The organism is Pantoea leporis (genome assembly GCF_028048155.1).
Lineage (GTDB): Bacteria > Pseudomonadota > Gammaproteobacteria > Enterobacterales > Enterobacteriaceae > Pantoea > Pantoea leporis.
Genome location: NZ_JALMEU010000006.1, coordinates 105,363 through 130,455, shown reverse-complemented (window position 1 = coordinate 130,455; position 25,093 = coordinate 105,363). Strand labels below are relative to the sequence as shown.

Below are 25,093 nucleotides of genomic sequence, written 5' to 3'. Positions count from 1 at the left end.
TATCACGCTTTGTTTTTGTAGATATCAGGCCGGGTAATCGTCCACGCGTAGTTCGGCTGGTTAATCGGTTGATAGCCAAACTTTTCATACAGCCACGGCGCCGTGCTGGTGAACAGCGTAATTCTGCGCAGCCGCGCAAAAACCGGATGCGCATGAATACACGCCATCAACCAGCGTGCCAGGCCGTTTCCCTGATACGCGTCGAGCACGTAAACATCGCACAGATAAGCGAAGGTGGCGTAATCCGTGATGAGCCGCGCAAACCCAATTTGTTCGCCCTGATGGTAAAGACCAAAGTTAAGGCTGTTTTGTACCGAAGCATTGACCGTCTCTTCATCAATGCCTGCTGCCCATGTCGAAGTGGTGAGATAACGGTGTATGGCGGCGAGGTCCAGTTTATTTTCATCCGTGCTGATCAAATAACCCTGTTTGTTCCACTCTTCTATGACGAACTCACTCATCTCTGCGGCCTACGATAATTGGGTTGGGGTGTAAGAGAATTTATGAAGGATTGTTGTGGGCGACAAGCGATTCTTTATTTGGACATAGCTGCTGTGGTTAGGCTGATTTCTGGAGTTAACCTTTTTACAGGCTTATCAATAATTCAATTGGCAGTGCTGATTTTATCAAACAAATTTTAGAGATAAATACTTATATCCAACTGTTTTATATTAAATAAAAAAAAATAAAAACTACGCCATTCAAAAAAAACATTAGTTCAAAACGTTAGATCAACCCATAAGAAGCCCTAACAATTTTTGGCACTATATTCCATTCATTGTTACTATCACCCACGGTTATTACATGGTTAATGAGGGAACGATGGCATTGAATGGAACACTTATTCTGAACGGCGCGGATTACGCACCATTAAACATCTATGGCGTCGGCGTTTTCATGGCGTTTTCTGGTAACGGCGCTTATCGAAATCGAGGTGGATGCGGCGCAGCTTCGGGTGACGGCCCATTGCCACCCGGGAAATACTGGGTTGTCGATCGCGGCGCGGGTGGTTTCTTTGGTAAGCGAAAGGCGGAATTACAGGACGCCTGGAACAAGTACACGAAAGGCGTGGCCTTTGGCCGAAGTGAATGGTTTGCACTCTATCGGGAGGATGCAGCCATTGACGACGAAACCTGGTATGAGGGCATGCGCCGCGAATTATTCCGGCTTCATCCGGGAACCGTGTCAGAAGGTTGCATCACCATCCCCCACAACTCCGATTATGCGCGTATCCGCCAGGCGTTTATGAACACATTAATGGTGCCCGTGCCAGGCAAGCCTTCGCTGATGGCCCGAGGATTAATTGAGGTTGTTGCCAATGGCTCAAACACTTGCCCGTAGGGCCGCAAAATGCGTTTTCTTCATACTAGTAACGCTGGCTGTGGGCAGATCGCTCGGTGGCGCTGAAACGTACATCTCACAGAATTTCGCACGAAAGGTTGCCGTGTTAATAAGCGGCGAATCCAACATTGAAACTCTCTACGACGCCTATTTCTACATTGATGTTGTCATCGTGGTGTCCATCACCACGGCTATTTACTTAATAACCATGAAGTTAATCAAAAAAATAAGGAGCAAGTAAAATGCCAAACCCTCCGTATATGTGGCTTAAAGATGATGGTGGCGCAGATATTCGAGGATCTGTCGATGTTCACGACCGTGAAGGCAGCATTGAAATTATCGGCATGAGCCACGGCATTAACCTGCCAGTGGACGGATCTAACGGTAGGATCACCGGTACGCGCCAGCATTCATCAATGATGATTGAGAAAGAAGTGGATAGCTCCACGCCTTATCTGTACAAGGCAGCAGCCACCGGGCAGACGCTAAAAAGCGCTGAACTTCGCTTCTATAACATTAGCGATGCTGGCCAGGAGGTTTGCTATTACACGGTGCTGATGGAAAACGTGAAAGTCACCGGCGTTAACTGCGGCGTGGCAAATGTGAAGCTTGCAGGCAATGACAAACTAAACCATACGGAAAGCGTCAGTTTGCAATATGAGAAAATCACGTGGCGAATTGTGGATGGCAATATCCAATACACGGATGCATGGAACGAGCGTCCAACCGCTTAAAACAACCTTCCTGCTTTTGAGATGCAGAGACTCAAGCACCACGTCGAGCCGTAATCGTCGCAAGATTGTATGAAGAGTGATGAAACCCAGAAAAGCAAAAACCAGCCATAAGCTGGGTTTTCAGAATGTTGGTGCCCGGACGCGGAATCGAACCACGGACACGGGGATTTTCAATACCATCTCAGAAAGTGACCGGCAAAAGCCGGTCAAAAGAATTTTTTACATAACAAGGATGTTTTGCTTAAAGACAACTCATATGTAGAACACAATTTTTCGTTCATAAGTAACTTACCGATTAATTACGTTATTATTTACGTCTAAAATCTGTACGCTTCTCATCACTTTCACTGATTGACCTAATAACTTTGCATGGGTTTCCAGCAGCGACAACATTACTAGGGATATCACGATTGACCACACTACCTGCACCAATGACTGTATTATCGCCTATTGTAACTCCTGGTGTTATCGTCACTCCCGCGCCAATCCAAACATCATTCCCAATTTTTACAGGAAGTGCATATTCTAAACCTGCAGCCCGACGAGCAGGATCAAGGGGATGTCCTGCCGTGTAGATTCCTACGTTAGGTGCAATAAACACGTTGTTTCCTATGTCTACTCGCGCTCCATCGAGGATAACTAGATTATGGTTTGCGAAGAAATTTTCTCCGACAAAAATATTCGTACCGTAATCACAAAAGAAAGGGGCTTCAATTGTGATGTTTTCACCAAGGCTGGCTAAAATATTTGTCAAGGTTTTCTTCTTTTCGATTTCCTCTGCCGGGCTAAGGTTGTTGAAATGGAAGCAGGCCTCTTTGGCATTTCTTCTCTTCAACAAAATTTCGGGATCGTTGTTGGCATCATATAGGCAACCATCAACTACGTGAGTTAAGGAGTTAATTAAATCTTTCATATTCGCTCTCTTTTTCTTTTATTTTTGGCTTAGTTATCTAACGGTAGCTTTACTTCTTCCGTCTCTTGACTGGTAAATTAACGTGATAAATGCAATAAGTATTAGCAATGCGACCGGAACCATAGCTAGCCTCAAGGTATAATGCTCACCAATAAATCCAAGAGCAGGCGGCCCAACAAGAAATGAAATATAGCCTGCTGTTGAAGCGATAGTGACCCGTAAGTGACTATTTTTACCACTTTCGCCTGCAGTGGAAAGTGCTAGAGGAAATCCAAGGGATGCCCCCAAACCCCACAGCAATACTGCAACAGCAACCAGGAGTGGTGATGGTGAGAAAATAACGGTGATAAGCCCCACCAGTGCGGCAGCGGCACTCCATTTCAGAACAAGAAATTTGCCGAGCTTATCGACTACAGGAGTTCCGCAAAAGCGTCCAACCACCATGCAAAGTGTGAAGCCTGCGTATATCATCAGTCCTTGAGTTTCGCCGAACTCATGTCCATCTATCATGAGCAAGGGTAGCCAATCGTTAGCGCTTCCTTCCGCGAGCGCCATAGCAAGAACAACGATACTAATTACAATTAAACTTGGGTCTTTTAACTCATCAAAAATCTTCCTGAAATATCCCTTTTTATTGTCATCATGGGCATTCGAGTTTGTGTGTGGAAAACGCTTCATCAACATCACAATAACAACCAGTAAAAGGGCTGAGACTAAGGCCAGATGTTGCACCGTTGAGACATTTTGTGATGATGCGGCCATACCAGATAGCGCGCCCAGGAATGTTCCCAGGCTGAAAAAACCGTGCAGAAGAGTCATAAGGGATTTCTTCAACTCACGCTCAATCTCAGCACAGCAGATATTTATGGCGACTTCCGCCCAGCCCAAACCCACTCCAAACATAAATAATCCAGCGCCCGTCAGCCCAAAGCTTTGTGCCCCAAGCCCTGCAGCCAGCAACATCAGACCAGCACTTAGTAAGAACATCCCCAGAAGAGAGCAGATTTTTACGCTGAACTGATTCAATAATTTACCGGCGCTTAAAATGCCCGCCATGCATCCTGATGAGAAACTGAACAGGATGAATCCCATCTCTTCCGTCGAAGCAGACAACCCGTTACGTATCGCTGGCGTCCTGCTTATCCATGAAGCAAGGGAGAATCCATTCATGAGAAAAAACAGATAGAGCACTTTAAGTCCGACTTGGCCTTTCATGGGAACCTCAGAGGATAGAATGCATTAGCACCTGTCGTACTTAAGTACGACAGGTGCTAATGCTGACACTCTCCAGCAACAAAATCAATCAGCCTTTCAAATCAAGATCGATCCAGTGTCAACTTTGTTAAGAGGGTTTTCAGATCTTCACGGGAGAGTGTTTCAGTGCTGAGATGCTGATGAACGGTAAATCCCTCAATGATGGCATCAAGGATTACAGCAAGCTTGTAATCAAAGTGAAGTGACAGAGCATCGCGACTTCTACGCAGCCATTCCTGAGAGATAAGACGGATATCTGCATTTCGCGATGCGTAAGCGTACAGCTCGAAACTCATTAGCATATTACGAGGTGCAGCGACAATATCTCCACAAATCAGGTCTATAACTGCTTCAATGGCTTCACCGGTATCCTTTGCTGATACCAAACGCAACCTGAAATTAATCGATACCTGCTCTGCAAGTAGTGTAAAAGCCGCTTCGAGAATTTCGTCCACAGTTTTGAAGTGATAAGTCAGCGTGCCCGGCGAGATTCCGGCCTGTGCAGATATCTTACGGGCGGTTGCTCCTGCCACACCGCTGTTGATAATAACATCCTGAGCGGCCGCTATGATTCTGCCGCGCATGTCCTGTTCTGAAGAATGTGCTGCCATGAGCGTTCTTTACCTTAAATTGCTCGTGAAGATCACAATAATCCCGGTTTGAGATATCCTAATCCGCATTGAACATGATGAACAACTGCCGGGACCATGACCAAGCATCCATGACATATTAAACGTTCACATGTTAGCATGCGCTGAAACAGGAGGTGGACTCAATGGCTGAAGAAATAAAAAATAATATTCAGAGTAATTTAAGGCTGTTGCTGTCTTCATGTAATTCTATTGCAGACATGTGCCGTAAGACTGAAATCAACCGGCAGCAGTTTAACAAGTATCTTGCGGGACATCATATTCCTTCCAGAAGCACGCTCAATAAGCTTTCACGATATTTCAATCTGAGCGCTGAGGATTTATATCTTTCCCCCTCTAAGTTTAAAGCTTTATTTGAATCCAATGATGCGGATGCAAGAAACGCCCTTATGGGGTCTGTTAATTTCAATCAGTTTATTTCCCTTGCAAAACTGACTTCAGGTAATCTTAGAGATTATCTTGGTGTTTATCACCGCTATCATTACTCATCGATTTATAAAGGTAAGGTTTTACGCTCCGTAACCATAATTTATGAACGCGAGAGTGTAATTGAATACTCAACGATTGAGAGATTCCCCCTATTGGGTCAGCCCGGAAAAACAGGCTATGTTTTTCGATACAATGGCTTTTGCTTCATGATGGGAGACCGTATCTTCATGATTGATAGTGAGCAGAAGCAGAATAATGAGATGACATTCACTATATTAACTCCACAACATAGAAGGCCTGTGAGATACCTTCACGGCATTATTACAGGCATCGCATCCACATCATTCAGGCAGCCCTTTTCATCCAGGGTCTCTTTTCAGTATGCAGGTGAAAGTAAAGTAACCCGGAGTTTGATTAAGTCAGCGACAATCCTTTCTGACCTTAATCTTGTCCCACAAGAAATACTTAATTATCTCGATAATGACGAAGCTGGAATTTTATGGGGAGGCTCGGGATAAAAAGTGAGTGTGGCTTCCCGCCTCACTCACAAATGAATCCAATTGGCTACTATGTAGCAAACACAACAACAACGTATTACACAAGTACAGAGATTTTATATTCGGGATATTTGATTATTTAGCCGCACCGCCGTATGGCACATCCTGATGGCCGTAGCGTCGAACCCTGAGATTTGCCTGCTCCGCATGTCCAACAAAGCCCTCCATCAGGCAAAGACGTGAGCAGTGTGCTCCAATCAATGCTGAGGCTTCATCGGTCAACACACGTTGATAAGTACAGGTTTTGAGGAATTTGCCCACCCACAGCCCACCGGTGTAGCGCGCTGCTTTATTGGTAGGAAGCGTATGGTTTGTGCCGATAACCTTATCTCCATACGCCACGTTGGTACGTGGGCCGATAAATAAAGCACCAAAATTTTGCAGGTTTTGCAGGAAGTAATCATCGTCAGAAGTCATAATCTGGACATGTTCAGATGCATAAAAGTCTGACATTTTCGCCATCTCAGCATGATCTTCGCACAGAATAATCTCTCCGTGATTTTCCCATGCCTGGCGAGCGATCGCTGCTGTTGGCAAGATTTCCAGAATGCGTTCGATTTGCTTGAGAGTTTCTTCCGCAAGCTTGCGGGAATTAGTGATCATCACAGCCGGTGAATCTGGACCATGCTCAGCCTGGCCCAGAAGGTCAGTTGCGCACATTTCTCCGTCAACGGTTTCATCCGCAATCAGTAACGTTTCTGTCGGACCCGCAAAAAGGTCAATACCTACTTTACCGAAGAGCTGACGTTTAGCTTCTGCAACGTAAGCATTTCCAGGGCCAACAATGATATCTACCGGATCAATCGACTCTGTGCCGAGCGCCATTGCGGCAACGGCCTGAATACCGCCAAGTGCATAAATCTCGTCAGCGCCACCCAAATGCTGAGCAGCGATAATATAAGGTGCCAGAGCCTGTTTATAAGGAGGTGCAGCTGTAGCAATACGGCGCACATTAGCTGATTTTGCCGTAACGATAGACATGTGTGCAGAAGCAAGAAGAGGGTATTTTCCGCCTGGCACATAACACCCAGCAGCTGAAACAGGGATGTGCTTATGTCCCAGAATGATACCAGGAAGTGTTTCTACCTCTAGGTCCAGTAGGGTTTTGCGCTGCGCATCTGCGAATTTACGCACCTGAGCCTGAGCAAACAGAATATCGTTGTACTCAGTTTCAGACAGAACGTTCAAACATTTCTCAATTTCGGCTGTGGTTAGGCGAAAGTCATCTCTGTCCCAGCCGTCAAAACGCTGGGACAGCTCCCTTACAGCCGTATTACCGCGCTTCTCAATATCGAGAAGAATTCCGGAAACGTTGTCTTTAAGTTGCTTATTTTCAGCTTGTGCTTTTTCGCTATCGGCAGCGCTTTTGATCCATTCAGCCATTTTAAACCTCATAAATTGTTTCACTCATGCATGAGTGTTTCTGGTTACGAGGTCAAAATAGAGGGACTGCAATACGAAAAGAATTTCTCAATTAAAATAAAAAGTGAAGCACAGTGACGCAACTTTGTAACTTCAAGAAAGCTGTCAAACCTTAACAGACACGCGCAAACCGGGTACTGCCGTGGTATTGCGAACGATAAGTTCTGTAGGAAAGATTTTTTTCTCTGGATTTGCGGACCCACCTGAAGCGATATGTTCCATCAACAATTTGGCCGCGTAGATTCCTTTTTCAGCGGTTGGCTGCCTGATTGTAGTGAGTGCGAACTCACGCGATTCAGGCACATCATCAAATCCCACTACCGAAAGTTGCTTAGGTACAGCGAACGATCGTTTTCTGGCAACCGATATGCACGCGAGAGCCATCACATCAGAGGTTGCAACCACACCTGTAATTAATGGATTATCAAGAAGTTGCTCACTGGCTTTTTCACCCGCTACCCGATCAAAACCTCCCACTTCATAAATCGTCAGGGAATCAGTTGGAATCCCGGCTTCACTTGCAGCTTCGAGATATCCCTGAACCCTTTTTCGGGCAATCATTTCATTGGAGCGCTGAATACGGTCCAGCGACACGATCCCTTTAAAGCCATCTGGTATCAGACGCTCAACAAGAATGCCAATATGACTATGGCCAAGAGAAATCAGATGGTTAATCTGCATTTTGGCCGCTTCTTTATCATCAATACCTACGTAACTGACATCCGGGATAGCCGGAGAATCAATGATAACGACAGGGATCTGCTGCTGCACGATAGTCTGAATCGCCGGATGATCGTCTGGCAAAGTAGAAACGAGAAGCCCATCAATGAGGCCGCGCATCGGCATGACGGCTGGAGATTTTCTATTCTGCCTTATGGACTGGTTATTCATTGGAATAAGTGTCAAAGCAACATTCGAAAGTTCATTCACGCTGCTAATCCCTTTCAGGAGTGACATCACCCAAGGGTCTCCAAATGCGTAGGACAAATGATCCATGACGATGAGTCCAATGGCTCCGACTTTTCCAGACCGGAGGCTTCTGCCACGCGCATCTGGACCCGCATAGCCGAGACGCTCTGCGACCGCGAAGACATGCTCACGCATCTCTTTTGAAATTTTGGGCGATCCGTTATAGGCATAGGACACAGCGGGCTGTGATACACCGGCTTCCCTGGCAACATCCTTCATTGAAACCATCTGTTTCCTTCTTCTCCCAAGTTAGATAAATCCATCATAAGTGATCTTATTAACATTTTCCCGGCTGGGGTTCTGTTAACAAAGTGCGCCAGTTCACATCATATGAAAACACTATGGCCCAATCGTTAACACCACATTGACATAGTGACAACTCTGCGATTATTTTTCTCCACAGGTTATACGTATAACCAACCGAGTAAGTTGAACCGAGAAGGATGGAAGTATGCCAAAAGTATTGTACCTGTACGGGGGCTGGCCGGGCCACTTTCCCTATGAAATCGCTGCCTGGGCAAGAGGTCTGTATGAAGAGCTTTCCTTTGATGTCGAAGAAAGCACAGACATTTTTACCCTTGACCGCGATCTAAAAGCTTATGACTTGATTGTCATCGGCTGGAACAACGCTGTGACGACTGAAACGCTAACAGCCTCTCAGGAAAAGCACCTGCTTGAAGCTGTCGAGTCTGGAACAGGTTTGGTTGGCTGGCATGGTGCAGGCGCTGCTTTCCGTTCGAGCCTTCGTTATCACATGTTGCTTGGAGGCTCATTCCTGGAGCACCCAACTGGTGAAGGTTTCCCTCATCCGTATACGGTCAATGTTACCGATAACGAGCACCCTGTCAGCGCTGGAGTCAACGATTTCCCGGTTGCTTCAGAGCAATACTACATGGAGACCTCTCCGGGTATCCATGTACTGGCTGAAACGACTTTTGACGGCAATCCAATGCCGTGGTTGAAAGGGCAAAAAAGTCCGGTGGCGTGGGTACGCAACTGGGGAGAGGGCCGCGTTTTCTACCACTCAATTGGCCATGATACCAGCAATCTCCAAGACCCCAACATCCGCAGATTAACCAAGCAAGGGCTGGCATGGGCTTGTCGCCAGACTCAACTCAGTAAATGAAGGACAAAGTAATGACAAAATTAACGGGTAGCCAGGTGGTGGCTCAAACGCTGAAAAACTATGGCGTTGAATATGTCGCTGGTATTCCGGGCCATGGCATCTGGACACTGACAGACGCCTTCCTGGAAGAAGAATCAAAACTGAAATTTATCCAGGTATTTCACGAGCAGAGTGCCGTTCACCTCGCTGATGGATACTACCGTGTATCAGGAAAACCAATGGTTGCTGTCACTTCCATCGGTGCCGGTGCGAGTAACACCGTAATTGGTATGGCGACGGCTTTTACTGACTCAACCAGCGTGATGTTGATCACCGGTGGACCACCAACTCACATGCGTGGACATGGCCTGCTGCAGGAGCTGGAGCGTTATACCGATAATGACTTCCCTAAGATTGCTGAAGCTGTAAGTAAGCGTCACTGGGTTGCCACCCGCGTAGAAGAAATGCCATTTATCATGCACCGCGCATGGAGTTCAATGGCGACTGGTCGTCCGGGTCCGGTACATATCGAGATCCCAATGGATGTGCAAGCTGAAGCTGCAGAAGTAGAACTGCATGCTATTGAAGAGCGTCTGCCAATCGGCCGCGTATTCCCTGATCCAGAAGCAATCACTGCTGCTGTGTCTCTGCTGAAAGAGTCTCAGCGTCCGGTCATGGTTATTGGTGGCGGCGTTATTACGGGTGAAGCCTGGAATGAAGTTCATGCGCTGGCTGAAGCGTTGCAGATTCCTGTGGTCACGACCTGGAACGGTAAAAGTGGCTTCCCGGAAGATCATCCATTGTTTGCCGGTAGCGTAGGTCAGACGGGTACGACTTGCGGTAACTCGATTGCTGCAAACGCTGATGTCATCATCGCCGTTGGCTGCCGCTTTACTGACTGGTCTTCATCAAGTTATGCGAAAGGTGTGACATTCTCTATTCCGCCATCACGCCTGATCCATATTGATATCGATCCGCATGAAATCGGTAAAAACTATCCGGTAACTGTCGGTATTGTTGCTGATGCCCGCCATGCATTGGCACATATCATCAAAGAACTTGACGGTGAAAAAACCGATCGCCCTGAATACATGCAGGTTCTAAGACAACTTCAGGATGAGTGGGAATCTAAGCTCTCTAAGCGTCGTGATTCTGAGCGTTTCCCGTTCACGTCACAGCGCCCACTGGGTGCTCTGCGCAAAGTGTTCCCGCGTGACACTATCGTGGTTGTTGGCTCCGGTAACACCCAAGGTGCAGTTAAGCAGACCTTCCCAGTTTATCAGCCACGTACGCACCTGACCTCAGGTGGCTTCTCATCAATGGGCTGGGCTGTTCCAGCAGCGATTGGGGCAAAACTTGCTGCGCCGAATCAGCCGGTGGTTTGTATCTTAGGTGATGGTGACTTCCTGATGACTTCTCAGGAAATTGCTATCTGTAAGACTAACGGCATCCCAGTTGTATTCCTGATCCAGAACAACGCCGGTTACATGTCTATCCGTGGTGGCCAGCGCAAGCAGACCAGCCGACATATCGGAACTGAGTTCACCACACCGGATGGCGAACCGTACTCACCAGATTACAAAGCAATGGGCGAGTCGTTTGGTCTCAAGTCATGGCGTGTTGAGCGTCCTGAGGATCTTGAACCTATCCTGCAACAAGCTTTGGATTGCAACGAGCCGGTTCTGATCGAATTACCTACCGATCGTGATGCAGCAGGTCCGTTTGTTCCTGGATGGTGGGATTTCCCAATCCCGGAATACATCACTGATGAACGTCAGGATGAATACAAGGTTCTGCGCCAGTCAGAGCAGCATCTGTAAGGGTCATAAATGAACACCATCAAAATCTCCTCACAAGAGATTGATAACTCTGCGCCGGTTACCCGGCGCATTATTGACACCGTCGAACCTGATTCGGCGGGCAATATTGAATGTGATGTCGTGATAATTGGATCAGGGATGGGGGGCTCGACGTTTGCCCACGGTATAAAGGATAAAGGCCTGAAGGTGGTTATTATTGAACGCGGTGATTTCCTGCCGCGTGAGAATGATAACTGGGATGTTAATGCTGTATTTGCGGACGGAAAATATCGTAATGCCGAATCCTGGTTCGACCGGGATTACAATCCTTTCAAACCCGGAGTGTTTTATTACGTGGGGGGAAACACCAAATTTTATGGTGCTATGTTGCCCCGCTGGCGTGAAGAAGATTTCCAGGACCTGAAACATCGTGACGGTTTATCACCTGAGTGGCCGATCACTTACGCTGAGCTGGAGCCTTATTACTGTAAGGCAGAAGAGCTGTTCAAGGTTCATGGCAATGCAGGCACAGATCCAGTAGAACCCTGGCGTTCACAGGATTACCGGTGGAAGGGGCTGAAGCATGACCTGGCTTTACATGACCTGGTCAAGAGTATGCAAAAACAAGGGCTAAAACCTTTTTCTATGCCAGCTGCGGTTGATTACGGTGAAGGACGTCCTTGCGTGTTGTGCTCAACCTGCGATGGCTATCCGTGCATGATTGATGCAAAGAATGACGCTGAGGTCAGCGCATTACGTCCAGCGATGAGTGCTGGTAGCGTTCGCCTGTTAGTTAAAACCCGAATTGACCGTCTTATCACTGACGATTCTGGAAAAAATGTTGTAGAAGCAACAGGAACACGCAACGGTAAAACTGTGCGAATCAAAGCGAAGCGCTTTGTGCTCGCCTGTGGTGCTGTAAATACATCTGCTTTGCTTCTCAAGTCCGCTAATGAGCATCACCCATCCGGGCTTGGAAACAGTTCTGATCAGCTGGGGCGCAACTATATGGTTCATAACAGCACCTTTATGATTGCTGTTAACCCATTAAAACGTAACAGAGTTCAGTTCCAGAAAACAATTGCGTTCAACGACTGGTATTTGAAGTCTGCGAGCAATGAGTTCCCGCTGGGCAATGTGCAAATGTTGGGGAAAATCAGAAAGCCAATGATCACTGGAATGAAAAAGTGGGTACCTGGTTTTGTTGCCAAATATCTCACTGATCATAGCGTTGATCTTTATATCACTTCGGAGGATTTACCCACTCAGGAAAATCGGGTTATTTACGATAAAGATAAAGATGCAATAAAAATCCACTGGACTCCAAATAATCTACAAACGCATAAGGAACTTGTTGCTAAAACCAAACAGGTTCTGAGGCGTGCGGGATATCCGCTTGTTTTAACCGAACGCATGGGAATTGCAACCAACTCCCATATGTGCGGAACAGCGGTCATGGGTGCAGATAAAAATAAAAGCGTTGTAGATGTTAACTGCAAAATTCATGACTTAGAAAATGTCTGGATTGTCGACAGTTCAACATTCGTGTCATCCGCAGCACTGAATCCTGCCCTGACAATAGCCGCGAATGCGCTTCGGGTGGCAGAACAGTTCTGAATATTGAGCATCAGCTAACAGAACGAGGAAAGAACAACATGAGTCGTGATAATTCGCTTGTCACGCCACGGGTTCGTATGGCCCGTATGGCAACATTTGTAGGTTTCATGTTAATCGGCGCGATGATGTATATCTGGTCGACGAGCGTTTCTGCATTTCGAAGCAATATGGGACTTAGTGGTGCACAGGGAGATGTGGACTTTGGCATGATTGCATTGGGGATCGGTATCGGAGCTGCACTCGGCTCCATAGCAATCGGGAAGTTCATTGATATTTTTGGACCCAAAAAAGTTGTCACGTTCACCGTTGTTCTTTACCCGGTGTCAATGATCGCCCTAGCGTATGTCACTCACTACTGGTTCGCGTTTTCTATCTGTATTGTGCTGGGACTTTTGCGTGGTGCAACGGATACGGCTCTGAATGCGCACGGTGTTCAGGTAGAGCGCTTTTATAAGCGCTCTATTATGTCTGCATTTCATGCCAGTTATTCGCTGGGAGGATTTATCTTTGGCATGTTTGGTAGCTATTTGGTCGGGCTCTATCCAGAAAGCGCGACCGTACCCTTTACCGTATGTGGTGTAATCCTGCTGGTGATCAGTATTTTCATTTCGCGTTTCCTGCTCGATAAGTCCGAAATGGTTGCTGATTCATTGGAAGAAAAACGGATTCATGAGTCGAAAAGCGCAAGTACACCGCTGAGTCTGGCGATCATCCTCATCATGTCAGGTTTTGGTGTATTGTTGCTTTGCTCAATGATGGGTGAAAATGCTATCAGTGATTGGGGACAGGAATATCTTAATCGCGAAGTTGGGACCAGTGTTTCGACTGCTGGATTTGCTATTAGTCTGTTTATCGGCGCACAATTCGTCGGACGTATATTTGGCGATTTTATTGCAGAAAGAATCGGCGCGATAAAAGTAGTATTTATCTGCGGACTCCTCTCAGTAATTGGTTTGTCGTTAATTTCCTATTCCTCCGACAGCACTCTTGCAATCATCGGCTACGCAATGTTTGGACTTGGTCTGTCCTGTGTTGCTCCGTTGATGCTTTCAAGTGCAGGCCGTAAAGATCCTGCCAATGCTGGGCGTAATATCGGAATAGTAAATGGTATTGGTTACACTGGGATGTTAGTGTCCCCTGCAATTCTGTCATTCGTAGTGCATCAGTTTGGCCTATCTAACCTGTTTGTTTTCCCGTTAGGTTTATTAATTGTATTCACCATCTTCTCGCCAATGATCATGCGTATTAAGTCAGATGACAAGAATCAGAATCGCTCTGTAAGCAGTGTAGTTTCAGGGTAAGGATTAATTAAAAACTTCAGGCGGATTTAATCTGCCGGGCAACCTTCGCCTTTAAAAGCCCCTTGCAACGCTTAGGAAAGCATTGTCAGGGGCTTGATGTCTTTATTTATGCTCCTTTAGGTAAGAACTTAAGAGGGCATAAATAAGCATGTTATATTTTCAACATAATAATCAACCTGAAGGCCGTAATTCATGGCCTTTAATTACAGTCAAATTACACCGGACCTTTGCCATGAGCGAAACTTTTCGAAAGGAAGAAGACTTACTTGGTTTTAGGATGATTTCGGATAATCACTTCTATGGAATACATACTGTTCGTGCGGTGGAGAATTTCAGAATAAGTGGTACGAAGATGATGCATCATCCTTCATTTATTAAAGGGTTGGTTGCAGTAAAAAAAGCCGCCGCCTTGGCTAACTTTGAACTGAACTTGGTTTCAGAGGAAGTTATGAAATCAGTTGTCTTTGCCTGTGAAGAAATTCTGGATAGAGATAAATATCTCGATCAGTTTCCCATAGATGTCTTTCAGGGTGGAGCCGGAACCTCTACCAATATGAACGTCAATGAGGTTATTGCAAACATTGCTCTGGAATATCTGGGGAAAAAAAAAGGAGCATATGATCTCATCAATCCTAATGACCATGTAAACAAAAGCCAGTCAACCAATGACGCATACCCAACAGGATTCAGGATTGCCTTGTATCAGGAGGCATGCGAAACACTCCTCTCATTAAATGCACTACGTGAAAGCTTCGAGGCAAAAGCCGCCGAATTTGATGGCATTCTCAAGATGGGGAGAACTCAGTTACAGGATGCTGTTCCCATGACGCTCGGTCAGGAGTTCAGGGCATTCGCTACAGCATTAAAAGAGGAGGATAAAACAGTCAAGTATGCTGCAAGCCTCCTACTGGAGGTAAATCTAGGTGCAACAGCAATCGGGACACGAGTAAATAGCCATTCTTCTTACCAGACCATTGCTGTTAAAAATCTCGCTGAGATAACAGGCTTGGCTTTGACATCTTCCGAAGACTTAATTGAAGCAACGTCAGACTGTGGTGCATACGTGCTGCTTCAAAGCACCTTAAAGAGACTGGCTATCAAGCTTTCGAAAATCTGTAATGATCTTCGTCTTCTCTCTTCAGGACCGCGAGCTGGTTTGAACGAAATCAATCTGCCACAAAAGCAGGCTGGATCTTCAATTATGCCCGGCAAAGTTAATCCTGTAATTCCAGAGGTAGTAAACCAGGTTTGTTTCAAGGTCATTGGGAATGAACTTTGCGTATCACTGGCTGCAGAGGCAGGACAACTCCAGCTTAATGTCATGGAGCCGGTCATTGGTCAGGCGATGTTTGAATCATTGTCCATTATTCGTAACGCAATGGACAACCTTAGAATTGACTGCGTTGACGAAATCACTGCTAACTCTGAAATATGCAAGAGTTACGTCATGAACTCTATTGGGATTGTGACTCTTCTCAATCCATATATTGGCCATCACTATGGTGATGAAATAAGTAAAATTTGCAGACAAACTGGGAAGAGTGTCAGGGAAGTTGCTCTTGAGCTTAAACTTATGAGTGCAGAAGACCTTGATGCTGTTTTCGCCCATGAAAATTTACTCCGCTAAGTCTATTTAATGTAATTACGTTCAGGTTTTTTAGAGGTAAATATGAGTAATATGATTAAGAAAGTTGAAAAATTTCTTATCGATCTGGGTTTTTTGTCACCAGGGAACATCATTTATAACCCAGATTATGAGTTTCTTTTTTCAGAAGAAATGTCCCCTTCTTTAGAAGGTTATGAAAAAGGGTATTTAACCGAATCAGGAGCCGTGTCTGTTGACACTGGGATCTTTACTGGTCGTTCGCCGAAGGATAAGTACATTGTTCGTGATGCACTGACTCAGGATACCGTCTGGTGGAGTGACAGTGAAAATGCGCGCAATGATAATCATCCTATATCACCTGAAATATGGAAAACGTTGAAGTCTCTTGTAACTAAGCAGCTTTCTAATAAAAGACTATACATTGTTGACGCATGGTGTGGGGCTAATACTGATTCGCGTCTGGCTGTCCGTTTCGTCACTGAGGTGGCCTGGCAGGCTCATTTCGCTAAAAACATGTTTATCACTCCATCGGCTGAGGAGCTGGAATCTTTCGAGCCTGATTTCACAGTTCTCAATGGTGCGAAATGCACCAATCCGTATTGGGAAAAGCAAAAGCTAAATTCAGAGAACTTTGTAGCTTTTAACCTCACAGAACGCATCCAGCTTATTGGAGGAACCTGGTATGGCGGAGAAATGAAAAAAGGCCTGTTTTCCGTCATGAATTACCTGCTTCCTCTTAGAGGTATCGCGTCAATGCACTGCTCGGCTAATGTTGGTGATGATGGAGATGTTGCCTTGTTCTTTGGGTTGTCAGGAACGGGAAAAACAACGTTATCTACGGACCCGCGACGCCAATTGATTGGCGATGACGAACATGGCTGGGATGATGATGGCATATTTAATTTTGAAGGGGGATGCTACGCCAAAACCATCAACCTATCAGCATCTGCAGAACCTGAGATTTTTGCTGCAATCCGTCGTGATGCTCTCCTTGAGAATGTTGCCGTTAGCGAAAAAGGGGAAGTGGATTATGCTGATGGCTCGAAAACTGAAAACACGCGTGTTTCATACCCACTCAGACACATTGATAACATCGTAAAACCGGTGTCCGTATCAGGGCATGCGCAAAAAATAATTTTTCTGACAGCAGATGCATTTGGTGTGCTGCCACCTGTATCTCGACTCAATCAGGATCAGGCGATGTATCATTTCCTTTCAGGCTTCACTGCGAAATTAGCAGGCACTGAAAGAGGAGTGACTGAGCCTACTCCTACATTTTCAGCTTGCTTTGGGGCGGCCTTCCTGACGCTTCATCCCACGAAATACGCTCAAGTTTTGTTAGAGAAGATAAAGAAATCTGGCGCAGAAGCTTGGTTGGTGAATACGGGCTGGAATGGCGAAGGGAAAAGGATATCGTTAAAGAATACCCGTACAATTATCAATGAAATACTTGAAGATAAAATGGGTGATGTAGAATTCACTACACTGCCTGTCTTTGAGCTCTCCGTACCAATGCATATTGCGGGCATCCCAGACACTATCCTTGATCCAAGAGTCAGCTGGCATGACGATGATGCTTGGTTAGCAAAGGCAAATGAATTAGGCGAGCTTTTTAACAAGAATTTTGCACGTTTCACTGATGTGGAGTTTGGAAAAGCTCTCGCTTCTGCTGGACCCGTAATTTCACTATAAATCAGCTCAAGCTGAGAATGCGTGGCCTGTAAGCCTACATCAAATTGAAAACTCGATGTGAAACCTAATTACATCGGGTTTACGGCCTAAAGGTCACGCGAATTCTGTAGCCATGAGATTATCTCTGAAGTGAGCAGCATGATTCAGGCACAAAATTGGCTTACCATCACAAACATGTGTTCCCTGAATCAGCAACTAATCTGAGGTCCATCATTACTGATCATATTCGATGTAAGCTGCATGCATTGTGAGCCCTGCGAATCGAAAATTTGGCGACTTTCATTAAATGGTATTCCCTCATAATAAATCGAGGGTTGGCTATTGAAGTGTTTAGTAAGGTTGACAGATGTTTCATTGATTGTAATTATTTATGCCAACGAGAAAAGGGCACTAGCGCTAACTAGTACCCTTTCTTGAGGATGTTTTTATGTTCAACTTTGGATGATGCATCTACCAATGCACTCACCGCAACTTTGAACCCACCCTGCATTTAGACACCCGTTAGGCTTCTCAGACCTAACCAGTGTGCTTCGATGTATTGGTGCCCGGACGCGGAATCGAACCACGGACACGGGGATTTTCAATCCCCTGCTCTACCGACTGAGCTATCCGGGCAACGGGGCGCATTAAACCCTACTCGCGCGGCACCGTCAAACGCTTTTCGGCAAAAATCAGCTGACTGATGCCTTTTACAGCAACCTCCAGACCAACCGGTAAAAATTCATTCGCCTATCGCTGGTATAGGTGAATTTTTAGTCGCTTGTGCCGATAACCTTGCTGACAACCGATACCAATAATAAGGTCCACCATGTTCAGCACTATTACATCAGGAATACTGTCACGCCTTGCGTGGCAAAAACGCGGTCACAGCAAGGCAACGCTCAGTTCATTACAAGATGCCATTGCCATGGTCGAATTCACCCCAGAGGGGAAGATCCTTACCGCCAACGAGCTGTTTCTCGAGCGCATGGGTTACACGCTCAAAGAGATTGTTGGTCAGCATCACAGCATGTTCTGCACCGCCGATATGCTTAACTCACCGCAATACCGCGACTTCTGGCGACGCCTGAATCGCGGCGAAGGCTTCAGCGATAAATTCCTGCGCGTGGCGAAACACAGCCGTCCTATCTGGCTGGAGGCGAATTACGTGCCGGTGCAGGATCGCAGCGGCCGCGTGATCAAAATCGTCAAGCTGGCGAGCGATATCACCGCGCGCATCATGGACGCGCAAGAGCAGCGCGCCATGACCACCGCGATTGAGCGTTCGATGGCGGTGATTGCCTTCAATCTCAAGGGCGAAGTGTTGATGACCAACGACAACTTCCTGAAAACCATGGGCTATAACGCGTCAGAAGTGATCGGCGTGCATCACAGCCAGTTCTGCCCGCCGGAGATGCGCAACAGCGACGAATATCGCCGCTTCTGGCACAAGCTGAATCAGGGCGAATTTATCTCCGGCCAGTTCCAGCGCGTAAATAAACGCGGCCAAACGGTGTGGCTGCGCGCCACTTACAACCCGGTGTTTAACGAAACCGGCGAGCTGTACAAAGTGGTGAAGTTCGCTACCGATGTCACCGCGCAGGTGGAGAAGAATCAGCAAGAGCGCGACGCGGCGCAGCAGGCGTATCAAACCGCACTGCAAACCAGCGAAAGCACGCGCCTTGGCGCCACGGTGATTGAGAACAGCGTGCAGACCATGAATGATTTGGCGGGCGAGCTGCACGGCATTTCTGGTGATATCAACGATCTGAGTCAGTCGTCGGATCGCATTGGCGCCATTGTTGAGAGTATTCGCCGGATTGCCGATCAAACCAACCTGCTGGCGCTGAACGCCGCGGTGGAAGCGGCGCGTGCCGGTCAGCATGGTCGCAGCTTTGCCGTGGTGGCCAATGAAGTGCGCACGCTGGCGGCCAACATTAACCGCGCCACCACCGAGATTGAGAACATGGTGCAGCAGAACCATACGCTGGCGGAGAAAGCGCTGAAAGGTATCGCCTCCAACCTGAAACGCGCCGATCAGGGCGTAGGGTTGGCGAAAGAAGCTGGCGGCATGATGGCGGATATTCGTGACAGTTCCAGCGAAGTCGTACGCGCGATTGGGCATGTTACCGCGACATTGCGAGAGGAGTGATGCGTTGCAGGTCGCAATGCACCGCGACCCACAAACTATGCGGCATGACAATAATCTGCCAAGGCCGCATAGTTTACTGCGCCGCCGTCGCCACCGGCGGCGGTGAGGCTTCCGGCATAAAGATGTGGTCGAGAATATTGCGCATCAGCGGTGCCGCCGTGACGCCTTCGTTGCCGCCGTTTTCCAGAATCAACGCCACCGCCACTTTGGGATCGTTGAACGGCGCAAATGCGGTGTAGAAGATGTGGTCACGCAGGCGCATCGGCGTCATTTTGGCGTTATACACCTGATTCTGTTTCAGGCTGAATACCTGCGAGGTGCCGGATTTCGCCGCAATGCCGTACGGCGCGGTGTGAAAGTATTTGTAGCCGGTGCCGTTCGGCGCATTCGCCATACCGAACATGGCGTGGCGCACCAGCGACCAATACGGCGATTTAGCATCGCCAATCTGCGGCTGCGGTAGTTTTGCCTGGTAGAGCTGCACCTCCTTGCCGCGCTGTGATTTCTCCAGCAGATGGGGATTGATCACACGCCCGTTGTTGATGAGCGCCACCATCGCTTTCACCATCTGAATCGGCGTCGCCACCCAATAACCTTGCCCAATGCCCACTGAAACGGTATCGCCCTGATACCACACGTGTTTGTGCACCTTCTGCTTCCATTCGCGGCTCGGCAGCAATCCAGCGTACTCTTCGTTAAGATCGATGCCGGTCGATTTGCCGTAGCCAAACTGGCTCAGCATGGTGTGGATGCGATCGATGCCCATCATAAACGCCACCTGATAGAAGAAGCTGTCCGCCGACTCTTCGATGGCTTTGGTGACGTCCAGCATGCCGTGACCGGTTTTTTTCCAGTCGCGATATTTACGATCGGTGCCAGGCAGCGTCCAGGTCGGCGCGCCAAATAGGGTAAAGCTCGGCGTGATGACTTTGGTCAGCAGCGCCGACATCGCCATATAAGGCTTCACGGTGGACGCCGGTGGATACAAGCCTTGCGTAACGCGGTTGATCAGCGGCAGGTCTTTATCCTGCAGCAGGGCTTTATAGGCTTTGTAGCTGATGCCTTTGACGAACGGATTGGGATCGTAGCTCGGCGCGGAAACCATCGCCAGCACGCTGCCGTCGTGGGGATCTTCAATCAGCGCCGCCGCACGTTGCCCGGCTAGCTGGCTCTCGACGTACTGCTGCAGATGCAGATCGAGCGTCAGCGTGATGTTCTGACCGGCCACCGGCGGCACCTCTTTTAGCACGCGCACGATGCGGCCGTGATTATCCACTTCCACTTCCTGATAGCCGGTTTTGCCGTGCAGCAGCGATTCATAATAGCCTTCAATGCCCTGCTTACCGATGTTGTGGTCAGCCGCGTAGTTCTCGCCAACGCCTTCTGCGTTCAGGCGTTTGTAGTCGTTATCGTTGATTTTCGAAACATAGCCAAGCACGTGCGCCAGGTCGGCACCATAAGGATATTCACGGTCCTGATAGGTATCGACGGTGACGCCGTTAAAGCGGAATTGATTGACGGCGAAGCGCGCTACTTCTTCGTCAGTCAGTTCCGCTTTCAGTTCAACCGGCTTGTAGCGGCTGTTCTGCTTGAGCTCGTGCTCGAAGGTTTCAATCTCTTCCGGCGTGAGATCGACAATCGGCGTCAGCTCTTTCAGCGTTTCCTGCATGTCGTCGATTTTGTACGGCGTGATGTGAATGTCATACCAGCTGACGTTGCGCACCAGCGGAATACCGTTGCGATCGAAGATCAATCCACGCGTGGGCGCGATGGGGATCATTTTGATGTCGTTTTCGTTGGAACGCGTCTGGTAATAGCTGTGCTGATCGACCTGCAGGCGATACAGGTTAATGCCTAAGATGGTAAAGCAGATGACAACCAGGGCAAAAGCGACAATCGCACGGCGGGCAAACAGCTTTTCTTCTGCTTCGAAATTACGGAAATTCATCAGGTGGGCTTAGTCTCTTTGTTATCACGCTAATGATAAGCAGAGATTGTTTCAGAGCCAGCACGAAGATGCACAAGCCTGGGTAAAAGTGTGTCAGATGTTTACGGGATGGTGCGGTATGGTGCCCTCACCCCGGCCCTCTCCCACCGGGAGAGGGAGACGCTGCCATATGTGAGCTCGATCAATCCCCTCTCCCGCGTGCGGGAGAGGGTTAGGGTGAGGGAAAAGAGATTAATCGCCCAGCAGCACTGACTCCAGCGCGATCTTAATCATATCGTTAAAGGTGGTCTGACGCTCAGCCGCCGTGGTCTGCTCGTGGGTGCGGATGTGGTCCGACACGGTACAGATGGTCAGCGCTTTCGCACCAAACTCTGCTGCCACGCCGTAAATACCCGCCGCTTCCATCTCCACACCCAGAATGCCGTACTTCTCCATCACGTCGAACATCTGCGGATCTGGCGTATAGAACAGATCGGCGGAGAAGATGTTACCCACGCGCGCATCAACGCCCAGCGCTTTCGCGGCATCCACGGCGTTACGCACCATGTCGAAGTCAGCAATCGCCGCGAAGTCGTGATCCTTGAAGCGCATGCGGTTCACTTTGGAATCGGTGCAGGCACCCATACCGATCACCACGTCACGCAGTTTCACGTCTGCGCGCACTGCGCCGCAAGAACCGACACGGATAATCTTCTTCACGCCGAAATCGGTGATCAGCTCTTTGGTGTAGATCGAGCAGGATGGAATGCCCATGCCGTGACCCATCACCGAAATCTTGCGGCCTTTATAAGTCCCGGTGTAACCCAGCATGCCGCGCACGTTGTTCACTTCCACCACATCTTCGAGGAAGGTTTCCGCAATGTGCTTTGCGCGCAGCGGATCGCCTGGCATCAGCACGACGTCCGCGAAATCACCCATTTCTGCATTAATATGAGGCGTTGCCATGGTTATTTTCCTTATTAAATTTGGGGCGCTGTTTTACAGCATGCTCTTGCCGTAGTCCATGCTGGACAGGCCAAAATATTTTGCGATGGTCTGGCCGATATCCGCGAAGGTATCGCGGTATCCCAGCGATCCTGGCTTCACATTCGGGCCGTAGATCAGAATCGGAATGTGCTCACGCGTGTGCTCGGTGCCTTTCCAGCTTGGATCGCAGCCGTGATCGGCGGTGAGGATCAGAATGTCGCCCTCTTTCACCAATTCCATCAGCTCTGGCAAACGACGATCGAACAACTCCAGTCCGCCCGCATAACCGGCGATATCGCGACGATGTCCCCACGTTGAGTCAAAATCAACGAAGTTAGTGAACACAATCGAAGTATCTGGCGCTTTCTTCATCTGCTCGATGGTAGCGTTGAACAGCGCGTCTAAGCCGGTGGCTTTGACTTTCTGCGTGATGCCCTGCTCGGCGTAGATATCGGCAATTTTACCCACCGAAATCACTTCACCGCCCTTCTCATCGACTAGTTTTTTCAGCATGGTCGCTGAAGGCGGCTCCACCGCCAGATCGTGACGGTTGCCGGTACGCTCGAAGTTACCCGCTTTGTCGCCCACGAACGGACGCGCAATCACGCGACCGATGTTGTAGCCACCATTGGTCAGCTCCTCACGGGCGATTTCACACAGTTCGTACAGACGATCAAGGCCAAAGGTCTCTTCATGGCAGGCAATCTGGAAAACCGAATCCGCCGAGGTGTAGAAAATCGGCTTACCGGTTTTCATGTGCTCTTCGCCGAGCTGGTCGAGGATCACCGTGCCCGATGAGTGACAATTACCGAGATATCCCGGCAGATCGGCACGTTTCACCAGAGTATCCAGCAGCGCCTGCGGGAAGCTGTTCTCTTTATCGCTGAAGTAGCCCCAATCAAACAGCACCGGCACGCCAGCGATTTCCCAGTGGCCCGACGGCGTATCTTTACCGGACGACAATTCGCTGGCGTAAGCATACGCACCGATGATTTCCGCGTTGGGATCGAGGCCTGGCGGGAAACGACCGGTAGAGAGCTCAGCCGCTTTGCCGAGGCCCAGTTTGGTCAGGTTCGGTAAGTGCAGCGGGCCTTCGCGACCTTCGTTGGCGCGGCCTTCGAAACAGGCTTCGGCGATATGGCCGAGCGTGTCCGATCCTTCATCACCGAATTTATCGGCGTCTTTGCTGGAGCCGATCCCGAAGGAGTCGAGAACCATAATAAAAGCACGTTTCATGCAAGTCTCCTGCGCAATGCGCGATGACAAGTCAAAAAAAAGCGATCAGATCAGTATACCCGAACGGCCGCTGCCTGGCACGAAGAAGCGCCAGTTATTCGCTAATGCGACGATAAACTACCGGCGTGATCGCTGGCGCAGTATCGCTCAGCGTGATGGCTGCTTTAACGGCGGCGGCGGCCTGCTGCCACTGCGCTTCCGACGCGGCGTGGATAATTGCCAGCGGACGCTGCGCGTCAATCTGCGTGCCGAGCGTGGTCATGTCGCTCAAGCCCACGCTGTAATCAATGCTGTCGCTGGCGCGCTGGCGCCCCCCGCCGAGCGCAACCACCGCCATGCCGAGCGCACGCGTATCCATTGCGCTGACGATACCGGCGCCATCGGCGTATACCGCTTTGCTCAGCGTTGGCGCGGGCAGATAGCTGTCCATGCGCTCGATGAAATCTACCGGCCCTTTTTGCGCCGCCACCATGCGGGCAAATACTTCAGCGGCTTTGCCGTTATCCAGCACCTGCTGCAGCTTTTGGCGCGCATCGGCGTCATTCTCAGCCAGTTTGCCGGAGATCAGCATTTCCGCGCACAGCGCCATCGTCACTTCCAGCAGGCGCGGATTGCGCGCCTCGCCGGTCAGGAACTGTACCGCTTCACGCACTTCCAGCGCATTACCGGCGGTGGAAGCCAGCACCTGATTCATGTCGGTGAGCAGCGCGGTGGTTTTACAACCTGCGCCATTGGCGACGCCAACAATCGCCTGCGCCAGATTTTCTGAGGCTTCGAAGGTCGGCATAAAGGCGCCGGAGCCCACTTTCACGTCCATCACCAGCGCATCCAATCCTTCCGCCAGTTTTTTGGCGAGGATCGATGCGGTTATCAGCGGAATGGAGTCCACGGTGGCGGTGATATCGCGCGTGGCGTAAAAACGTTTGTCGGCCGGCGCCAGCGAATTGGTCTGGCCAATAATCGCGATGCCGACGTCTTTGATAATCTGGCGGAAACGGTCGTCGCTCGGGAAGATATCAAAGCCCGGAATCGCTTCCAGTTTATCCAGCGTGCCGCCGGTGTGGCCGAGGCCGCGCCCGGAGATCATCGGCACATAACCGCCGCACGCCGCTACCATCGGGCCGAGCATCAGCGAAGTGACATCGCCAACGCCGCCGGTGGAGTGTTTATCAACAATCGGGCCGTTGAGATTCAGCGATTTCCAGTTCAGCACCGTGCCGGAGTCGCGCATCGCCATAGTCAGCGCCACGCGCTCGTCGAGCGTCATATCATGGAAATAGATGGTCATCGCCAATGCGGCAATTTGACCTTCCGAAACGCTGTTGTCGCGCACGCCGTTGATGAAGAAGCGAATCTCCGCTTCACTCAGCGCCTGGCCGTCGCGTTTTTTTCGAATAATTTCTTGTGGCAGGAACACGGTTGC

Annotated in this window: 20 protein-coding genes and 1 tRNA gene; 10 read left to right on the top strand and 11 right to left on the bottom strand. The window is 48.9% G+C overall.

The genetic code is table 11. The features are described from left to right. Positions 1–2: 2 nt before the first annotated feature. The gene (locus MWH02_RS16375) at positions 3–461 is read right to left on the bottom strand and encodes a GNAT family N-acetyltransferase (protein ID WP_271461037.1); all 459 of its coding nucleotides are present in this window, start codon (positions 459–461) and stop codon (positions 3–5) included. A gap of 361 nt (positions 462–822) precedes the next feature. On the opposite strand from MWH02_RS16375, the gene MWH02_RS16370 reads away from it, so the two are divergent. Beyond that, positions 823–1,341, top strand: a complete 519-nt coding sequence (locus tag MWH02_RS16370; protein ID WP_271461036.1) for a DUF2778 domain-containing protein — start codon at positions 823–825, stop codon at positions 1,339–1,341. A 242-nt stretch (positions 1,342–1,583) separates the two neighbouring features. After that, positions 1,584–2,075 carry an Hcp family type VI secretion system effector gene (locus MWH02_RS16365; protein ID WP_271461035.1) on the top strand — a complete coding sequence of 164 codons (492 nt, stop codon included), beginning with the start codon at positions 1,584–1,586 and terminating at the stop codon, positions 2,073–2,075. Positions 2,076–2,382: 307 nt separating this feature from the next. Here MWH02_RS16365 and MWH02_RS16360 read toward each other — a convergent pair whose 3' ends face one another. The 3 genes from MWH02_RS16360 to MWH02_RS16350 all read right to left on the bottom strand — a co-directional run bounded on the left by MWH02_RS16360 (position 2,383) and on the right by MWH02_RS16350 (position 4,853). Beyond that, positions 2,383–2,988, bottom strand: a complete 606-nt coding sequence (locus MWH02_RS16360; protein WP_271461034.1) for a sugar O-acetyltransferase — start codon at positions 2,986–2,988, stop codon at positions 2,383–2,385. A gap of 33 nt (positions 2,989–3,021) precedes the next feature. After that, positions 3,022–4,203 carry an MFS transporter gene (locus MWH02_RS16355; protein ID WP_271461033.1) on the bottom strand — a complete coding sequence of 394 codons (1,182 nt, stop codon included), beginning with the start codon at positions 4,201–4,203 and terminating at the stop codon, positions 3,022–3,024. 101 nt (positions 4,204–4,304) lie between these two features. After that, complete coding sequence (locus MWH02_RS16350) at positions 4,305–4,853, bottom strand: TetR/AcrR family transcriptional regulator (RefSeq protein ID WP_271461032.1); 549 nt, start codon at positions 4,851–4,853, stop codon at positions 4,305–4,307. Positions 4,854–5,017: 164 nt separating this feature from the next. Between MWH02_RS16350 and MWH02_RS16345 the strand changes: the two genes are divergently transcribed. After that, positions 5,018–5,839 (top strand): helix-turn-helix transcriptional regulator, encoded by an 822-nt coding sequence (locus tag MWH02_RS16345; RefSeq protein ID WP_271461031.1) that lies wholly within the window; start codon positions 5,018–5,020, stop codon positions 5,837–5,839. A 114-nt stretch (positions 5,840–5,953) separates the two neighbouring features. Here MWH02_RS16345 and hisD read toward each other — a convergent pair whose 3' ends face one another. Further along, positions 5,954–7,261, bottom strand: a complete 1,308-nt coding sequence (gene hisD / locus MWH02_RS16340) for a histidinol dehydrogenase (RefSeq protein WP_271461030.1) — start codon at positions 7,259–7,261, stop codon at positions 5,954–5,956. 144 nt (positions 7,262–7,405) lie between these two features. Then, positions 7,406–8,488, bottom strand: coding sequence for a LacI family DNA-binding transcriptional regulator (locus MWH02_RS16335; RefSeq protein WP_271461029.1), 1,083 nt, complete (start codon positions 8,486–8,488; stop codon positions 7,406–7,408). Positions 8,489–8,720: 232 nt separating this feature from the next. Here MWH02_RS16335 and MWH02_RS16330 point away from each other — a divergent pair, with 232 nt between their 5' ends. From MWH02_RS16330 to pckA, 6 genes are all read left to right on the top strand, one after another. After that, entirely contained in the window at positions 8,721–9,395 is a 675-nt protein-coding gene (locus tag MWH02_RS16330; protein WP_271461028.1) for a ThuA domain-containing protein, read from the top strand. 11 nt (positions 9,396–9,406) lie between these two features. Beyond that, entirely contained in the window at positions 9,407–11,194 is a 1,788-nt protein-coding gene (locus MWH02_RS16325; protein WP_271461027.1) for a thiamine pyrophosphate-binding protein, read from the top strand. Between the two features lie 9 nt (positions 11,195–11,203). Further along, positions 11,204–12,790, top strand: a complete 1,587-nt coding sequence (locus MWH02_RS16320; RefSeq protein WP_271461026.1) for a GMC oxidoreductase — start codon at positions 11,204–11,206, stop codon at positions 12,788–12,790. A gap of 38 nt (positions 12,791–12,828) precedes the next feature. Beyond that, complete coding sequence (locus MWH02_RS16315) at positions 12,829–14,091, top strand: MFS transporter (RefSeq protein WP_271461025.1); 1,263 nt, start codon at positions 12,829–12,831, stop codon at positions 14,089–14,091. Positions 14,092–14,323: 232 nt separating this feature from the next. Next, entirely contained in the window at positions 14,324–15,718 is a 1,395-nt protein-coding gene (gene aspA / locus MWH02_RS16310) for an aspartate ammonia-lyase (RefSeq protein ID WP_271461024.1), read from the top strand. Positions 15,719–15,760: 42 nt separating this feature from the next. Next, positions 15,761–17,389: a phosphoenolpyruvate carboxykinase (ATP) gene (gene pckA, locus MWH02_RS16305; protein ID WP_439652371.1), complete on the top strand. Its 1,629-nt coding sequence runs from the start codon at positions 15,761–15,763 to the stop codon at positions 17,387–17,389. 539 nt (positions 17,390–17,928) lie between these two features. Here the strand turns inward: pckA and MWH02_RS16300 are convergent. After that, positions 17,929–18,004, bottom strand: a tRNA-Phe gene (locus MWH02_RS16300). Between the two features lie 193 nt (positions 18,005–18,197). On the opposite strand from MWH02_RS16300, the gene MWH02_RS16295 reads away from it, so the two are divergent. Then, on the top strand, positions 18,198–19,520 hold the full coding sequence (locus MWH02_RS16295) for a methyl-accepting chemotaxis protein (protein ID WP_110867273.1): 1,323 nt from the start codon (positions 18,198–18,200) through the stop codon (positions 19,518–19,520). Positions 19,521–19,593: 73 nt separating this feature from the next. Here the strand turns inward: MWH02_RS16295 and mrdA are convergent, their stop codons facing one another. From mrdA to deoA, 4 genes are all read right to left on the bottom strand, one after another. After that, entirely contained in the window at positions 19,594–21,468 is a 1,875-nt protein-coding gene (gene mrdA, locus MWH02_RS16290) for a penicillin-binding protein 2 (protein ID WP_271461023.1), read from the bottom strand. A 231-nt stretch (positions 21,469–21,699) separates the two neighbouring features. Next, a complete protein-coding gene (deoD, locus tag MWH02_RS16285; RefSeq protein ID WP_008103284.1) occupies positions 21,700–22,413 on the bottom strand; it encodes a purine-nucleoside phosphorylase in 714 nt (237 codons plus the stop codon). 33 nt (positions 22,414–22,446) lie between these two features. Further along, on the bottom strand, positions 22,447–23,670 hold the full coding sequence (gene deoB / locus MWH02_RS16280) for a phosphopentomutase (RefSeq protein ID WP_101761829.1): 1,224 nt from the start codon (positions 23,668–23,670) through the stop codon (positions 22,447–22,449). 94 nt (positions 23,671–23,764) lie between these two features. After that, positions 23,765–25,087, bottom strand: coding sequence for a thymidine phosphorylase (deoA, locus tag MWH02_RS16275; RefSeq protein WP_192236325.1), 1,323 nt, complete (start codon positions 25,085–25,087; stop codon positions 23,765–23,767). Between the last annotated feature and the right edge of the window lie 6 nt (positions 25,088–25,093).

Excerpts from the sequence above, each read along its gene's own strand:
- MWH02_RS16370 (WP_271461036.1), top strand. The coding sequence starts at position 823 with ATGGCATTGAATGGAACACTTATTCTGAACGGCGCGGATTACGCACCA.
- MWH02_RS16315 (WP_271461025.1), top strand. The coding sequence starts at position 12,829 with ATGAGTCGTGATAATTCGCTTGTCACGCCACGGGTTCGTATGGCCCGT.
- MWH02_RS16375 (WP_271461037.1), bottom strand. The coding sequence starts at position 461 with ATGAGTGAGTTCGTCATAGAAGAGTGGAACAAACAGGGTTATTTGATC.
- MWH02_RS16295 (WP_110867273.1), top strand. The coding sequence starts at position 18,198 with ATGTTCAGCACTATTACATCAGGAATACTGTCACGCCTTGCGTGGCAA.
- MWH02_RS16325 (WP_271461027.1), top strand. The coding sequence starts at position 9,407 with ATGACAAAATTAACGGGTAGCCAGGTGGTGGCTCAAACGCTGAAAAAC.
- hisD (WP_271461030.1), bottom strand. The coding sequence starts at position 7,261 with ATGGCTGAATGGATCAAAAGCGCTGCCGATAGCGAAAAAGCACAAGCT.
- deoB (WP_101761829.1), bottom strand. The coding sequence starts at position 23,670 with ATGAAACGTGCTTTTATTATGGTTCTCGACTCCTTCGGGATCGGCTCC.
- MWH02_RS16335 (WP_271461029.1), bottom strand. The coding sequence starts at position 8,488 with ATGAAGGATGTTGCCAGGGAAGCCGGTGTATCACAGCCCGCTGTGTCC.
- MWH02_RS16350 (WP_271461032.1), bottom strand. The coding sequence starts at position 4,853 with ATGGCAGCACATTCTTCAGAACAGGACATGCGCGGCAGAATCATAGCG.
- aspA (WP_271461024.1), top strand. The coding sequence starts at position 14,324 with ATGAGCGAAACTTTTCGAAAGGAAGAAGACTTACTTGGTTTTAGGATG.
- mrdA (WP_271461023.1), bottom strand. The coding sequence starts at position 21,468 with ATGAATTTCCGTAATTTCGAAGCAGAAGAAAAGCTGTTTGCCCGCCGT.
- MWH02_RS16365 (WP_271461035.1), top strand. The coding sequence starts at position 1,584 with ATGCCAAACCCTCCGTATATGTGGCTTAAAGATGATGGTGGCGCAGAT.
- MWH02_RS16320 (WP_271461026.1), top strand. The coding sequence starts at position 11,204 with ATGAACACCATCAAAATCTCCTCACAAGAGATTGATAACTCTGCGCCG.
- MWH02_RS16345 (WP_271461031.1), top strand. The coding sequence starts at position 5,018 with ATGGCTGAAGAAATAAAAAATAATATTCAGAGTAATTTAAGGCTGTTG.
- MWH02_RS16355 (WP_271461033.1), bottom strand. The coding sequence starts at position 4,203 with ATGAAAGGCCAAGTCGGACTTAAAGTGCTCTATCTGTTTTTTCTCATG.
- MWH02_RS16330 (WP_271461028.1), top strand. The coding sequence starts at position 8,721 with ATGCCAAAAGTATTGTACCTGTACGGGGGCTGGCCGGGCCACTTTCCC.
- pckA (WP_439652371.1), top strand. The coding sequence starts at position 15,761 with ATGAGTAATATGATTAAGAAAGTTGAAAAATTTCTTATCGATCTGGGT.
- deoD (WP_008103284.1), bottom strand. The coding sequence starts at position 22,413 with ATGGCAACGCCTCATATTAATGCAGAAATGGGTGATTTCGCGGACGTC.
- MWH02_RS16360 (WP_271461034.1), bottom strand. The coding sequence starts at position 2,988 with ATGAAAGATTTAATTAACTCCTTAACTCACGTAGTTGATGGTTGCCTA.